Genomic DNA, 13,933 nt, shown 5'->3' with positions numbered 1-13,933 from the left:
TCATGGCTGATTACCAGGGTAAAAATGTCGTCATTATCGGCCTGGGCCTCACCGGGCTTTCCTGCGTGGACTTTTTCCTCGCTCGCGGTGTGACGCCGCGCGTTATGGATACGCGTATGACACCGCCTGGCCTGGATAAATTACCCGAAGCCGTAGAACGCCACACGGGCGGTCTGAATGATGAATGGCTGATGGCGGCAGATCTGATTGTCGCCAGTCCCGGTATTGCACTGGCGCATCCATCCTTAAGCGCTGCCGCTGATGCCGGAATCGAAATCGTTGGCGATATCGAGCTGTTCTGTCGTGAAGCACAAGCACCGATTGTGGCGATCACCGGTTCTAACGGCAAAAGCACGGTCACCACGCTAGTGGGTGAAATGGCGAAAGCGGCGGGGGTTAACGTTGGTGTGGGTGGTAATATTGGCCTGCCTGCGTTGATGCTGTTGGATGATGAGTGCGAACTGTACGTGCTGGAACTGTCGAGTTTCCAGCTGGAAACCACTTCCAGCTTACAAGCGGTGGCGGCGACCATTCTGAACGTGACTGAAGATCATATGGATCGCTATCCGTTTGGTTTACAACAGTATCGTGCAGCAAAACTGCGCATTTACGAAAACGCAAAAGTTTGCGTGGTTAATGCTGATGATGCCTTAACAATGCCGATTCGCGGTGCGGATGAACGCTGCGTCAGCTTTGGCGTCAACATGGGCGACTATCACCTGAATCATCAGCAGGGCGAAACCTGGCTGCGGGTGAAAGGCGAGAAAGTGCTGAACGTGAAAGAAATGAAACTTTCCGGGCAGCATAACTACACCAATGCGCTGGCGGCGCTGGCGCTGGCAGATGCCGCAGGGTTACCGCGTGCCAGCAGCCTGAAAGCGTTAACCACATTCACTGGTCTGCCGCATCGCTTTGAAGTTGTGCTGGAGCATAACGGTGTGCGCTGGGTTAACGATTCAAAAGCGACCAACGTCGGCAGTACGGAAGCGGCGCTGAATGGCCTGCATGTAGACGGCACGCTGCATTTGTTGCTGGGTGGCGATGGTAAATCGGCGGACTTTAGCCCACTGGCGCGTTACCTGAATGGCGATAATGTACGTCTGTATTGTTTCGGTCGGGACGGCGCGCAGCTGGCGGCGCTACGCCCGGAAGTGGCAGAACAAACCGAAACCATGGAACAGGCGATGCGCTTGCTTGCTCCGCGTGTTCAGCCGGGCGATATGGTTCTGCTCTCCCCGGCCTGTGCCAGCCTTGATCAATTCAAGAACTTTGAACAACGAGGCAATGAGTTTGCCCGTCTGGCGAAGGAGTTAGGTTGATGCGTTTATCTCTCCCTCGCCTGAAAATGCCGCGCCTGCCAGGATTCAGTATTCTGGTCTGGATCTCCACGGCGCTAAAGGGCTGGGTGATGGGCTCGCGGGAAAAAGATACCGACAGCCTGATCATGTACGATCGCACCTTACTGTGGCTGACCTTCGGCCTCGCGGCGATTGGCTTTATCATGGTGACCTCGGCGTCAATGCCCATAGGGCAACGCTTAACCAACGATCCGTTCTTCTTCGCGAAGCGTGATGGCGTCTATCTGATCCTGGCATTCATTCTGGCGATCATTACGCTGCGTCTGCCGATGGAGTTCTGGCAACGCTACAGTGCCACGATGCTGCTTGGATCTATCATCCTGCTGATGATCGTTCTGGTAGTGGGTAGCTCGGTTAAAGGGGCATCGCGTTGGATCGATCTCGGTTTGCTGCGTATCCAGCCTGCGGAGCTGACAAAACTGTCGCTGTTTTGCTATATCGCCAACTATCTGGTGCGTAAAGGCGACGAAGTACGTAATAACCTGCGCGGCTTTCTGAAACCGATGGGCGTAATTCTGGTGTTGGCTGTGTTACTGCTGGCACAGCCAGACCTTGGTACGGTGGTGGTGTTGTTTGTGACTACGCTGGCGATGTTGTTCCTGGCGGGAGCGAAATTGTGGCAGTTCATTGCCATTATCGGTATGGGCATTTCAGCGGTTGTGTTGCTGATCCTCGCCGAACCGTACCGTATCCGCCGTGTTACCGCATTCTGGAATCCGTGGGAAGATCCCTTTGGCAGCGGCTATCAGTTAACGCAATCGTTGATGGCGTTTGGTCGCGGTGAACTGTGGGGACAAGGTTTAGGTAACTCGGTACAAAAACTGGAGTATCTGCCGGAAGCGCACACTGACTTTATTTTCGCCATTATCGGCGAAGAACTGGGATATGTCGGTGTGGTGCTGGCACTTTTAATGGTATTCTTCGTCGCTTTTCGCGCGATGTCGATTGGCCGCAAAGCATTAGAAATTGACCACCGTTTTTCCGGTTTTCTCGCCTGTTCTATTGGTATCTGGTTTAGTTTTCAGGCGCTGGTTAACGTAGGCGCGGCGGCGGGGATGTTACCGACCAAAGGTCTGACATTGCCGCTGATCAGTTACGGTGGTTCGAGCTTACTGATTATGTCGACAGCCATCATGATGCTGTTGCGTATTGATTATGAAACGCGTCTGGAGAAAGCGCAGGCGTTTGTACGAGGTTCACGATGAGTGGTCAAGGAAAGCGATTAATGGTGATGGCAGGCGGAACCGGTGGACATGTATTCCCGGGGCTGGCGGTTGCGCACCATCTAATGGCTCAGGGTTGGCAAGTTCGCTGGCTGGGGACTGCCGACCGTATGGAAGCGGACTTAGTGCCAAAACATGGCATCGAAATTGATTTCATTCGTATCTCTGGTCTGCGTGGAAAAGGTATAAAAGCACTGATAGCTGCGCCGCTGCGTATCTTCAACGCCTGGCGTCAGGCGCGGGCGATTATGAAAGCGTACAAACCTGACGTGGTGCTCGGTATGGGCGGCTATGTATCAGGTCCAGGTGGTCTGGCCGCGTGGTCGTTAGGCATTCCGGTTGTACTTCATGAACAAAACGGTATTGCGGGCTTAACCAATAAATGGCTGGCGAAGATTGCTACCAAAGTGATGCAGGCGTTTCCAGGTGCTTTCCCTAATGCGGAAGTGGTGGGTAACCCGGTGCGTACCGATGTGCTGGCGCTGCCGTTGCCGCAGCAACGTTTGGCTGGACGTGAAGGTCCGGTTCGTGTGTTGGTAGTGGGTGGTTCCCAGGGCGCACGCATTCTTAATCAGACAATGCCGCAGGTTGCTGCGAAACTGGGTGATTCAGTCACTATCTGGCATCAGAGCGGCAAAGGTTCGCAACAATCCGTTGAACAGGCGTATGCCGAAGTGGGGCAACCGCAGCATAAAGTGACGGAATTTATTGATGATATGGCGGCGGCGTATGCGTGGGCGGATGTCGTCGTTTGCCGCTCCGGTGCGTTAACGGTGAGTGAAATCGCCGCGGCAGGACTACCGGCGTTGTTTGTGCCGTTTCAACATAAAGACCGTCAGCAATACTGGAATGCGCTACCGCTGGAAAAAGCGGGCGCAGCCAAAATTATCGAGCAGTCACAGCTTAGCGTGGATGCTGTCGCGAACACCCTGGCCGGGTGGTCGCGAGAAACCTTATTAACCATGGCAGAACGCGCCCGCGCTGCATCCATTCCGGATGCCACCGAGCGAGTGGCAAATGAAGTGAGCCGGGCTGCCCGGGCGTAATTGTAGCGATGCCTTTTGCATCGTATGAATTTAAGAAGTTAATGGCGTAAAGAATGAATACACAACAATTGGCAAAACTGCGTTCCATCGTGCCCGAAATGCGTCGCGTTCGGCACATACATTTTGTCGGCATCGGTGGTGCCGGTATGGGCGGTATTGCCGAAGTTCTGGCCAATGAAGGTTATCAGATCAGTGGTTCCGATTTAGCGCCAAATCCGGTCACGCAGCAGTTAATGAATCTGGGAGCGACGATTTATTTCAACCATCGCCCGGAAAACGTACGTGATGCCAGCGTAGTCGTTGTTTCCAGCGCGATTTCTGCCGATAACCCGGAAATTGTCGCAGCTCATGAAGCGCGTATTCCGGTGATCCGTCGTGCCGAAATGCTGGCTGAGTTAATGCGTTTTCGTCATGGCATCGCCATTGCCGGAACGCACGGCAAAACGACAACCACCGCGATGGTTTCCAGCATCTACGCAGAAGCGGGGCTCGACCCAACCTTCGTTAACGGCGGGCTGGTAAAAGCGGCGGGGGTTCATGCGCGTTTGGGGCATGGTCGGTACCTGATTGCCGAAGCAGATGAGAGTGATGCATCGTTCCTGCATCTGCAACCGATGGTGGCGATTGTCACCAATATCGAAGCCGACCACATGGATACCTACCAGGGCGACTTTGAGAATTTAAAACAGACTTTTATTAATTTTCTGCACAACCTGCCGTTTTACGGTCGCGCGGTGATGTGTGTTGATGATCCGGTGATCCGCGAATTGTTACCGCGTGTGGGGCGTCAGACCACGACTTACGGCTTCAGCGAAGATGCCGACGTGCGTGTAGAAGATTATCAGCAGATTGGCCCGCAGGGGCACTTTACGCTGCTGCGCCAGGACAAAGAGCCGATGCGCGTCACCCTGAATGCGCCAGGTCGTCATAACGCGCTGAACGCCGCAGCTGCGGTTGCGGTTGCTACGGAAGAGGGAATTGACGACGAGGCTATTTTGCGTGCGCTGGAGAGCTTCCAGGGGACGGGGCGCCGTTTCGATTTCCTCGGTGAATTCCCGCTGGAGCCAGTGAATGGTAAAAGCGGTACGGCAATGCTGGTCGATGACTACGGCCACCACCCGACGGAAGTGGACGCCACTATTAAAGCGGCGCGTGCAGGCTGGCCGGATAAAAACCTGGTAATGCTGTTTCAGCCGCACCGTTTTACCCGTACGCGCGACCTGTATGATGATTTCGCCAATGTGCTGACGCAGGTTGATACCCTGTTGATGCTGGAAGTGTATCCGGCTGGCGAAGCGCCAATTCCGGGAGCGGACAGCCGTTCGCTGTGTCGCACAATTCGTGGACGTGGGAAAATTGATCCCATTCTGGTGCCGGACCCGGCGCAGGTAGCCGAGATGCTGGCACCGGTATTAACCGGTAACGACCTGATTCTCGTTCAGGGGGCTGGTAATATCGGAAAAATTGCTCGTTCTTTAGCTGAAATCAAACTGAAGCCGCAAACTCCGGAGGAAGAACAACATGACTGATAAAATCGCGGTCCTGTTGGGCGGGACCTCCGCTGAGCGGGAAGTTTCTCTGAATTCTGGCGCAGCGGTGTTAGCCGGGCTGCGTGAAGGCGGTATTGACGCGTATCCTGTCGACCCGAAAGAAGTCGACGTGACGCAACTGAAGTCGATGGGTTTTCAGAAAGTGTTTATCGCGCTACACGGTCGCGGCGGTGAAGATGGTACGCTGCAGGGCATGCTCGAGCTGATGGGCTTGCCTTATACCGGCAGCGGAGTGATGGCATCTGCGCTTTCAATGGATAAACTACGCAGCAAACTTCTGTGGCAGAGTGCCGGTTTACCGGTCGCGCCGTGGGTAGCATTAACCCGCGCAGAGTTTGAAAAAGGCCTTAACGATAAGCAGTTAGCAGAAATTTCTTCTCTGGGTTTGCCGGTAATCGTTAAGCCGAGCCGCGAAGGTTCCAGTGTGGGAATGTCAAAAGTAGTAGCAGAAAATGCTCTACAAGATGCATTAAGATTGGCATTTCAGCACGATGAAGAAGTATTGATTGAAAAATGGCTAAGTGGGCCGGAGTTCACGGTTGCGATACTCGGTGAAGAAATTTTACCGTCAATACGTATTCAACCGGCCGGAACCTTCTATGATTATGAGGCGAAGTATCTCTCTGATGAGACACAGTATTTCTGCCCCGCAGGTCTGGAAGCGTCACAAGAGGCCAATTTGCAGGCATTAGTGCTAAAAGCATGGACGACGTTAGGTTGCAAAGGATGGGGACGTATTGACGTTATGCTGGACAGCGATGGACAGTTTTATCTGCTGGAAGCCAATACCTCACCGGGTATGACCAGCCACAGTCTGGTGCCGATGGCGGCACGTCAGGCAGGTATGAGCTTCTCGCAGTTGGTAGTACGAATTCTGGAACTGGCGGACTAATATGTCGCAGGCTGCTCTGAACACGCGAAATAGCGAAGAAGAGGTTTCTTCTCGCCGCAATAATGGAACGCGTCTGGCGGGGATCCTTTTCCTGCTGACCGTTTTAACGACAGTGTTGGTGAGCGGCTGGGTCGTGTTGGGCTGGATGGAAGATGCGCAACGCCTGCCGCTCTCAAAGCTGGTGTTGACCGGTGAACGCCATTACACGCGTAATGACGATATCCGGCAGTCGATCCTGGCATTGGGTGAGCCAGGCACCTTTATGACCCAGGATGTCAACATCATCCAGACGCAAATAGAACAACGCCTGCCGTGGATTAAGCAGGTGAGCGTCAGAAAGCAGTGGCCTGATGAATTGAAGATTCATCTGGTTGAATATGTGCCGATTGCGCGGTGGAATGATCAACATATGGTAGACGCGGAAGGAAACACCTTCAGCGTGCCGCCAGATCGCACCAGCAAGCAGGTGCTTCCAATGCTGTATGGCCCGGAAGGCAGCGCCAATGAAGTGTTGCAGGGCTATCGCGAAATGGGGCAGATGCTGGCAAAGGACAGATTTACTCTGAAGGAAGCGGCGATGACCGCGCGACGTTCCTGGCAGTTGACGCTGAATAACGATATTAAGCTCAATCTTGGCCGGGGCGATACGATGAAACGTTTGGCTCGCTTTGTAGAACTTTATCCGGTTTTACAGCAGCAGGCGCAAACCGATGGCAAACGGATTAGCTACGTTGATTTGCGTTATGACTCTGGAGCGGCAGTAGGCTGGGCGCCCTTGCCGCCAGAGGAATCTACTCAGCAACAAAATCAGGCACAGGCAGAACAACAATGATCAAGGCGACGGACAGAAAACTGGTAGTAGGACTGGAGATTGGTACCGCGAAGGTTGCCGCTTTAGTAGGGGAAGTTCTGCCCGACGGTATGGTCAATATCATTGGCGTGGGTAGTTGCCCGTCGCGTGGTATGGATAAAGGCGGGGTGAACGACCTCGAATCCGTGGTCAAGTGCGTACAACGCGCCATTGACCAGGCAGAATTGATGGCAGATTGTCAGATATCTTCGGTATATCTGGCGCTTTCTGGTAAGCACATCAGCTGCCAGAATGAAATTGGTATGGTGCCTATTTCTGAAGAAGAAGTGACGCAAGAAGATGTGGAAAACGTCGTCCATACCGCGAAATCGGTGCGTGTGCGCGATGAGCATCGTGTGCTGCATGTGATCCCGCAAGAGTATGCGATTGACTATCAGGAAGGGATCAAGAATCCGGTAGGACTTTCGGGCGTGCGGATGCAGGCAAAAGTGCACCTGATCACATGTCACAATGATATGGCGAAAAACATCGTCAAAGCGGTTGAACGTTGTGGGCTGAAAGTTGACCAACTGATATTTGCCGGTCTGGCATCAAGTTATTCGGTATTGACGGAAGATGAACGTGAACTGGGTGTCTGCGTCGTCGATATCGGTGGTGGTACAATGGATATCGCCGTTTATACCGGTGGGGCATTGCGCCACACGAAGGTAATTCCTTATGCTGGCAATGTCGTGACCAGTGATATCGCTTACGCCTTTGGCACACCGCCAAGTGACGCCGAAGCGATTAAAGTTCGCCACGGTTGTGCGCTGGGCTCCATCGTTGGAAAAGATGAGAGCGTGGAAGTGCCGAGCGTAGGCGGTCGTCCGCCGCGGAGTCTGCAACGTCAGACCCTGGCAGAGGTGATCGAGCCACGCTATACCGAGCTGCTCAATCTGGTCAACGAAGAGATATTGCAGTTGCAGGAAAAGCTTCGCCAACAAGGGGTTAAACATCACCTGGCGGCAGGCATTGTATTAACCGGTGGCGCAGCGCAGATCGAAGGTCTTGCAGCCTGTGCTCAGCGCGTGTTTCATACGCAAGTGCGTATCGGCGCGCCGCTGAACATTACCGGTTTAACGGATTATGCTCAGGAGCCGTATTATTCGACGGCGGTGGGATTGCTTCACTATGGGAAAGAGTCACATCTTAACGGTGAAGCTGAAGTAGAAAAACGTGTTACAGCATCAGTTGGCTCGTGGATCAAGCGACTCAATAGTTGGCTGCGAAAAGAGTTTTAATTTTTATGAGGCCGACGATGATTACGGCCTCAGGCGACAGGCACAAATCGGAGAGAAACTATGTTTGAACCAATGGAACTTACCAATGACGCGGTGATTAAAGTCATCGGCGTCGGCGGCGGCGGCGGTAATGCTGTTGAACACATGGTGCGTGAGCGCATTGAAGGTGTTGAATTCTTCGCGGTAAATACCGATGCACAAGCGCTGCGTAAAACAGCGGTTGGACAGACGATTCAAATCGGTAGCGGTATCACCAAAGGACTGGGCGCTGGCGCTAATCCAGAAGTTGGCCGCAATGCGGCTGATGAGGATCGCGATGCACTGCGTGCGGCGCTGGAAGGTGCAGACATGGTCTTTATTGCTGCGGGTATGGGTGGTGGCACCGGTACAGGTGCAGCACCAGTCGTCGCTGAAGTGGCAAAAGATTTGGGTATCCTGACCGTTGCTGTCGTCACTAAGCCTTTCAACTTTGAAGGCAAGAAGCGTATGGCATTCGCGGAGCAGGGGATCACTGAACTGTCCAAGCATGTGGACTCTCTGATCACTATCCCGAACGACAAACTGCTGAAAGTTCTGGGCCGTGGTATCTCCCTGCTGGATGCGTTTGGCGCAGCGAACGATGTACTGAAAGGCGCTGTGCAAGGTATCGCCGAACTGATTACTCGTCCGGGTTTGATGAACGTGGACTTTGCAGACGTACGCACCGTAATGTCTGAAATGGGCTACGCAATGATGGGTTCTGGTGTGGCGAGCGGTGAAGACCGTGCGGAAGAAGCTGCTGAAATGGCTATCTCTTCTCCGCTGCTGGAAGATATCGACCTGTCTGGCGCACGCGGCGTGCTGGTAAACATCACAGCGGGCTTCGACCTGCGTCTGGATGAGTTCGAAACGGTAGGTAACACCATCCGTGCATTTGCTTCCGACAACGCGACCGTGGTTATCGGTACTTCTCTTGACCCGGATATGAATGACGAGCTGCGCGTAACTGTTGTTGCGACAGGTATCGGCATGGACAAACGTCCTGAAATCACTCTGGTGACCAATAAGCAGGTTCAGCAGCCAGTGATGGATCGCTACCAGCAGCACGGTATGGCTCCGCTGACCCAGGAGCAGAAGCCGGTTGCTAAAGTCGTGAATGACAATGCGCCGCAAACTGCGAAAGAGCCGGATTATCTGGATATCCCAGCATTCCTGCGTAAGCAAGCTGATTAAGAATTGACTGGAATTTGGGTTTCGAGGCTCTTTGTGCTAAACTGGCCCGCCGAATGTATAGTACACTTCGGTTGGATAGGTAATTTGGCGAGATAATACGATGATCAAACAAAGGACACTTAAACGTATCGTTCAGGCGACGGGTGTCGGTTTACATACCGGCAAGAAAGTCACCCTGACGTTACGCCCTGCGCCGGCCAACACCGGGGTCATCTATCGTCGCACCGACTTGAATCCACCGGTAGATTTCCCGGCCGATGCCAAATCTGTGCGTGATACCATGCTCTGTACGTGTCTGGTCAACGAGCATGATGTACGGATTTCAACCGTAGAGCACCTCAATGCTGCTCTCGCGGGCTTGGGCATCGATAACATTGTTATCGAAGTTAACGCGCCGGAAATCCCGATCATGGACGGCAGCGCCGCTCCGTTTGTATACCTGCTGCTTGACGCCGGTATCGACGAGTTGAACTGCGCCAAGAAATTTGTTCGCATTAAAGAGACTGTTCGTGTCGAAGATGGCGATAAGTGGGCTGAATTTAAACCGTACAATGGTTTTTCGCTGGATTTCACCATCGATTTTAACCATCCGGCTATTGATTCCAGCAACCAGCGCTATGCGATGAACTTCTCCGCTGATGCGTTTATGCGCCAGATCAGCCGTGCGCGTACGTTCGGTTTCATGCGTGATATCGAATATCTGCAGTCCCGTGGTTTGTGCCTGGGCGGCAGCTTCGATTGTGCCATCGTTGTTGACGATTATCGCGTACTGAACGAAGACGGCCTGCGTTTTGAAGACGAATTTGTGCGTCACAAAATGCTCGATGCGATCGGTGACTTGTTCATGTGTGGTCACAATATTATTGGTGCATTTACCGCTTATAAATCCGGTCATGCACTGAATAACAAACTGCTGCAGGCTGTCCTGGCGAAACAGGAAGCCTGGGAATATGTGACCTTCCAGGACGACGCAGAACTGCCGTTGGCCTTCAAAGCGCCTTCAGCCGTACTGGCATAACGACATTTATACTGTCGTATAAAATTCGACTGGCAAATCTGGCACTCTCTCCGGCCAGGTGAACCAGTCGTTTTTTTTGAATTTTATAAGAGCTATAAAAAACGGTGCGAACGCTGTTTTCTTAAGCACTTTTACGCACAACTTATCTTCATTCGTGCTGTGGACTTCAGGCTTTAATGATAAGATTTGTGCGCTAAATACGTTTGAATACGATCGGGATGGCAATAACGTGAGTGGAATACTGACGCGCTGGCGACAGTTTGGTAAACGCTACTTCTGGCCGCATCTCTTATTAGGGATGGTCGCGGCGAGTTTAGGTTTGCCTGCACTCAGCAATGCCGCCGAACCAAACGCGCCCGCAAAAGCGACAACCCGCAACCACGAGCCTTCAGCCAAAGTTAACTTTGGTCAATTGGCCTTGCTGGAAACGAACACGCGCCGCCCGAATTCGAACTATTCCGTTGATTACTGGCATCAACATGCCATTCGCACGGTAATCCGCCATCTTTCCTTTGCAATGGCACCGCAAACGCTGCCCGTTGCTGAAGAATCTTTGCCTCTTCAGGCGCAACATCTTGCATTACTGGATACGCTCAGCGCGCTGCTGACCCAGGAAGGCACGCCGTCTGAAAAGGGTTATCGCATTGATTATGCGCATTTTACCCCACAAGCAAAATTCAGCACGCCCGTCTGGATAAGCCAGGCGCAAGGCATCCGTGCTGGCCCTCAACGCCTCAGCTAACAACAATAAACCTTTACTTCATTTTATTAACTCCGCAACGCGGGGCGTTTGAGATTTTATTATGCTAATCAAATTATTAACTAAAGTTTTCGGTAGTCGTAACGATCGCACCCTGCGCCGGATGCGCAAAGTGGTCAACATCATCAATGCCATGGAACCGGAGATTGAAAAACTCTCCGACGAAGAACTGAAAGGAAAAACGGCAGAGTTCCGCGCGCGTCTGGAAAAAGGCGAAGTGCTGGAAAACTTGATCCCGGAAGCCTTCGCCGTGGTGCGTGAAGCCAGTAAGCGTGTTTTTGGCATGCGCCACTTCGACGTACAGCTGCTCGGCGGTATGGTTCTTAATGAACGCTGCATCGCGGAAATGCGTACCGGTGAAGGTAAAACCCTGACCGCAACGCTGCCTGCTTACCTGAACGCACTAACCGGTAAAGGCGTGCACGTCGTTACCGTCAACGACTACCTGGCGCAACGTGACGCCGAAAACAACCGTCCGCTGTTTGAATTCCTTGGCCTGACTGTCGGTATCAACCTGCCGGGCATGCCAGCACCGGCAAAGCGTGAAGCCTACGCTGCTGACATCACTTACGGTACGAACAACGAATACGGCTTTGACTACCTGCGTGACAACATGGCGTTCAGTCCTGAAGAACGTGTACAGCGTAAACTGCACTATGCGCTGGTGGACGAAGTGGACTCCATCCTGATCGATGAAGCGCGTACACCGCTGATCATTTCTGGCCCGGCAGAAGACAGCTCGGAAATGTATAAACGCGTGAATAAAATTATTCCGCACCTGATCCGTCAGGAAAAAGAAGACTCCGAAACCTTCCAGGGCGAAGGCCACTTCTCGGTGGACGAAAAATCTCGCCAGGTGAACCTGACCGAACGTGGTCTGGTGCTGATTGAAGAACTGCTGGTGAAAGAAGGCATCATGGATGAAGGGGAGTCTCTGTACTCTCCGGCCAACATCATGCTGATGCACCACGTAACGGCGGCGCTGCGCGCTCATGCGCTGTTTACCCGTGACGTCGACTACATCGTTAAAGATGGTGAAGTTATCATCGTTGACGAACACACTGGTCGTACCATGCAGGGGCGTCGCTGGTCTGATGGTCTGCACCAGGCTGTGGAAGCGAAAGAAGGTGTGCAGATCCAGAACGAAAACCAAACGCTGGCTTCGATCACCTTCCAGAACTACTTCCGTCTGTATGAAAAACTGGCGGGGATGACTGGTACTGCTGATACCGAAGCTTTCGAATTCAGCTCCATCTATAAGCTGGATACTGTCGTTGTTCCGACCAACCGTCCAATGATTCGTAAAGATCTGCCGGACCTGGTCTACATGACTGAAGCGGAAAAAATTCAGGCGATCATTGAAGATATCAAAGAACGTACTGCGAAAGGCCAGCCGGTGCTGGTGGGTACAATCTCCATCGAAAAATCGGAGCTGGTGTCAAATGAACTGACCAAAGCCGGTATTAAGCACAACGTCCTGAACGCCAAATTCCATGCCAACGAAGCGGCGATTGTTGCTCAGGCAGGTTATCCGGCTGCGGTGACTATCGCGACCAACATGGCGGGTCGTGGTACCGATATTGTGCTCGGTGGTAGCTGGCAGGCAGAAGTTGCCGCGCTGGAAAATCCGACTGCAGAGCAAATTGAAAAAATTAAAGCCGACTGGCAGGTACGTCACGATGCGGTACTGGCAGCAGGTGGCCTGCATATCATCGGTACTGAACGTCACGAATCCCGTCGTATCGATAACCAGCTGCGCGGTCGTTCTGGTCGTCAGGGGGATGCTGGTTCTTCCCGTTTCTATCTGTCGATGGAAGATGCGCTGATGCGTATTTTTGCCTCCGACCGAGTATCCGGCATGATGCGTAAACTAGGTATGAAGCCAGGCGAAGCCATTGAGCACCCGTGGGTGACCAAAGCGATTGCCAACGCCCAGCGTAAAGTTGAAAGCCGTAACTTCGACATTCGTAAGCAACTGCTGGAATATGATGACGTGGCTAACGATCAGCGTCGCGCCATTTACTCCCAGCGTAACGAACTGCTGGATGTCAGCGATGTGAGCGAAACCATCAACAGCATTCGTGAAGATGTGTTCAAAGCGACCATTGATGCCTACATTCCGCCACAGTCGCTGGAAGAAATGTGGGATATTCCGGGGCTGCAGGAACGTCTGAAGAACGATTTCGACCTCGATTTGCCAATTGCCGAGTGGCTGGATAAAGAACCAGAACTGCATGAAGAGACGCTGCGTGAGCGCATTCTGGCGCAGTCCATCGAAGTGTATCAGCGTAAAGAAGAAGTGGTTGGTGCTGAGATGATGCGTCACTTCGAGAAAGGCGTCATGCTGCAAACGCTTGACTCTCTGTGGAAAGAGCACCTGGCTGCGATGGACTATCTGCGTCAGGGTATCCACCTGCGTGGCTATGCACAGAAAGATCCGAAGCAGGAATACAAACGTGAATCGTTCTCCATGTTTGCAGCGATGCTGGAGTCGTTAAAATATGAAGTTATCAGCACGCTGAGCAAAGTTCAGGTGCGTATGCCTGAAGAGGTTGAGGAGCTGGAACAACAGCGTCGTATGGAAGCCGAGCGTTTAGCGCAAATGCAGCAGCTTAGCCATCAGGATGACGACTCTGCAGCCGCAGCTGCACTGGCGGCGCAAACCGGTGAACGAAAAGTAGGACGTAACGATCCTTGCCCGTGTGGTTCTGGTAAAAAATACAAGCAGTGCCATGGCCGCCTGCAATAAAAGCTAACTGTTGAAGTAAAAGGCGCAGGATTCT

At 52.8% G+C, this 13,933-nt stretch carries 11 protein-coding genes; all 11 read left to right on the top strand.

Annotated features, from left to right (window positions below):
- The first annotated feature begins 2 nt into the window (after positions 1–2).
- The 11 genes from murD to secA all read left to right on the top strand — a co-directional run bounded on the left by murD (position 3) and on the right by secA (position 13,899).
- Positions 3–1,319 carry a UDP-N-acetylmuramoyl-L-alanine--D-glutamate ligase gene (gene murD, locus ACJHX4_RS10990; RefSeq protein WP_000796460.1) on the top strand — a complete coding sequence of 439 codons (1,317 nt, stop codon included), beginning with the start codon at positions 3–5 and terminating at the stop codon, positions 1,317–1,319.
- The gene (gene ftsW / locus ACJHX4_RS10985) at positions 1,319–2,563 is read left to right on the top strand and encodes a cell division protein FtsW (RefSeq protein WP_001295532.1); all 1,245 of its coding nucleotides are present in this window, start codon (positions 1,319–1,321) and stop codon (positions 2,561–2,563) included. Before murD ends, ftsW begins: the two co-directional genes overlap by 1 nt.
- A complete protein-coding gene (murG, locus tag ACJHX4_RS10980; protein WP_000016567.1) occupies positions 2,560–3,627 on the top strand; it encodes an undecaprenyldiphospho-muramoylpentapeptide beta-N-acetylglucosaminyltransferase in 1,068 nt (355 codons plus the stop codon). Before ftsW ends, murG begins: the two co-directional genes overlap by 4 nt.
- A gap of 53 nt (positions 3,628–3,680) precedes the next feature.
- Entirely contained in the window at positions 3,681–5,156 is a 1,476-nt protein-coding gene (murC, locus tag ACJHX4_RS10975) for a UDP-N-acetylmuramate--L-alanine ligase (protein ID WP_001096048.1), read from the top strand.
- Entirely contained in the window at positions 5,149–6,069 is a 921-nt protein-coding gene (ddlB, locus tag ACJHX4_RS10970) for a D-alanine--D-alanine ligase (RefSeq protein ID WP_000130072.1), read from the top strand. Before murC ends, ddlB begins: the two co-directional genes overlap by 8 nt.
- Before the next feature lies 1 nt (position 6,070).
- Entirely contained in the window at positions 6,071–6,901 is an 831-nt protein-coding gene (ftsQ, locus tag ACJHX4_RS10965; protein ID WP_000075744.1) for a cell division protein FtsQ, read from the top strand.
- Positions 6,898–8,160 carry a cell division protein FtsA gene (ftsA, locus tag ACJHX4_RS10960; RefSeq protein ID WP_000588474.1) on the top strand — a complete coding sequence of 421 codons (1,263 nt, stop codon included), beginning with the start codon at positions 6,898–6,900 and terminating at the stop codon, positions 8,158–8,160. Before ftsQ ends, ftsA begins: the two co-directional genes overlap by 4 nt.
- 60 nt (positions 8,161–8,220) lie before the next feature.
- Entirely contained in the window at positions 8,221–9,372 is a 1,152-nt protein-coding gene (gene ftsZ / locus ACJHX4_RS10955) for a cell division protein FtsZ (RefSeq protein ID WP_000462776.1), read from the top strand.
- 100 nt (positions 9,373–9,472) lie between these two features.
- A complete protein-coding gene (gene lpxC, locus ACJHX4_RS10950; RefSeq protein ID WP_000595482.1) occupies positions 9,473–10,390 on the top strand; it encodes a UDP-3-O-acyl-N-acetylglucosamine deacetylase in 918 nt (305 codons plus the stop codon).
- A 229-nt stretch (positions 10,391–10,619) separates the two neighbouring features.
- Positions 10,620–11,132, top strand: coding sequence for a secA translation cis-regulator SecM (gene secM / locus ACJHX4_RS10945; RefSeq protein WP_000014326.1), 513 nt, complete (start codon positions 10,620–10,622; stop codon positions 11,130–11,132).
- A 61-nt stretch (positions 11,133–11,193) separates the two neighbouring features.
- Positions 11,194–13,899, top strand: a complete 2,706-nt coding sequence (gene secA, locus ACJHX4_RS10940) for a preprotein translocase subunit SecA (RefSeq protein WP_000905766.1) — start codon at positions 11,194–11,196, stop codon at positions 13,897–13,899.
- Positions 13,900–13,933 lie beyond the last annotated feature (34 nt).

The organism is Escherichia sp. WS2035, assembly GCF_046487065.1.
GTDB classification, from domain to species: domain Bacteria; phylum Pseudomonadota; class Gammaproteobacteria; order Enterobacterales; family Enterobacteriaceae; genus Escherichia; species Escherichia coli.
The sequence above is the reverse complement of the archived record's forward strand: the minus strand, read 5'-3'. Positions and strand labels throughout refer to the sequence as shown.

What these genes read in the sequence shown, in the direction of transcription:
- murD (WP_000796460.1), top strand. Translation starts at nt 3, where the DNA reads ATGGCTGATTACCAGGGTAAAAATGTCGTCATTATCGGCCTGGGCCTC.
- ftsW (WP_001295532.1), top strand. Translation starts at nt 1,319, where the DNA reads ATGCGTTTATCTCTCCCTCGCCTGAAAATGCCGCGCCTGCCAGGATTC.
- murG (WP_000016567.1), top strand. Translation starts at nt 2,560, where the DNA reads ATGAGTGGTCAAGGAAAGCGATTAATGGTGATGGCAGGCGGAACCGGT.
- murC (WP_001096048.1), top strand. Translation starts at nt 3,681, where the DNA reads ATGAATACACAACAATTGGCAAAACTGCGTTCCATCGTGCCCGAAATG.
- ddlB (WP_000130072.1), top strand. Translation starts at nt 5,149, where the DNA reads ATGACTGATAAAATCGCGGTCCTGTTGGGCGGGACCTCCGCTGAGCGG.
- ftsQ (WP_000075744.1), top strand. Translation starts at nt 6,071, where the DNA reads ATGTCGCAGGCTGCTCTGAACACGCGAAATAGCGAAGAAGAGGTTTCT.
- ftsA (WP_000588474.1), top strand. Translation starts at nt 6,898, where the DNA reads ATGATCAAGGCGACGGACAGAAAACTGGTAGTAGGACTGGAGATTGGT.
- ftsZ (WP_000462776.1), top strand. Translation starts at nt 8,221, where the DNA reads ATGTTTGAACCAATGGAACTTACCAATGACGCGGTGATTAAAGTCATC.
- lpxC (WP_000595482.1), top strand. Translation starts at nt 9,473, where the DNA reads ATGATCAAACAAAGGACACTTAAACGTATCGTTCAGGCGACGGGTGTC.
- secA (WP_000905766.1), top strand. Translation starts at nt 11,194, where the DNA reads ATGCTAATCAAATTATTAACTAAAGTTTTCGGTAGTCGTAACGATCGC.